Genomic DNA, 619 nt, shown 5'->3' on the forward strand with positions numbered 1-619 from the left:
AAGATGGTGACCCGCTCCCGCTCCATCCAGTGGTGCAGACGAGACGGATCGATCCGGTCGTCCTTCGGCACAATCACCATCGTGCCTCCGTTATACAGCGTCCGCGCGATATCTCCCACGAACACGTCAAACGAGAAGCTTGCGAGCTGCAGCAGCCGCACCGGGAACTGATCCAACCGGTATTCCCGCCGGTAGCCCGCCGCCGTGTTCACCAGGCTGCGGTGCTCGATCATCACGCCCTTCGGCTTGCCCGTCGTTCCCGACGTGTAGATCACGTACGCCAGGTCCTCTGGAGGGGCTTCATGGAAGCTGTCGGCATTCGTCCGCTCCTCGCTGTACGAAGTTTCGTCGTCCAGGTACAGCACCGCCGCCAGCGCCAGCTCCTCTTCGCCGAGCCAGGCTTCGGCACGCTCTCGCAGCGGCGTTTGCGTCAGCAGTACCTTCGCTCCGCTGTCTTCGAGCATGAACCGCACGCGCTCCGCCGGGTAATCCGGGTCGAGCGGCACATACGCCCCGCCCGCTTTCCAGACGGCCAGCACGGCCACCAGCAAGTCCACCGAACGCTCGGCGAGAATGCCGACGATCGTCTCCCGGCCGATGCCGCTTGCGCGCAGCGTAG

The 619-nt window shown here is 64.8% G+C and carries 1 protein-coding gene; it reads right to left on the bottom strand.

What is annotated here, in order from left to right; genetic code table 11:
* The coding region (locus L696_RS28615; protein ID WP_155985395.1) for an AMP-binding protein at positions 1-619 on the bottom strand (619 nt) is incomplete at both ends.

Source organism: Paenibacillus maysiensis, assembly GCF_000520815.1.
In the GTDB taxonomy this organism is placed as follows: domain Bacteria; phylum Bacillota; class Bacilli; order Paenibacillales; family Paenibacillaceae; genus Paenibacillus; species Paenibacillus maysiensis.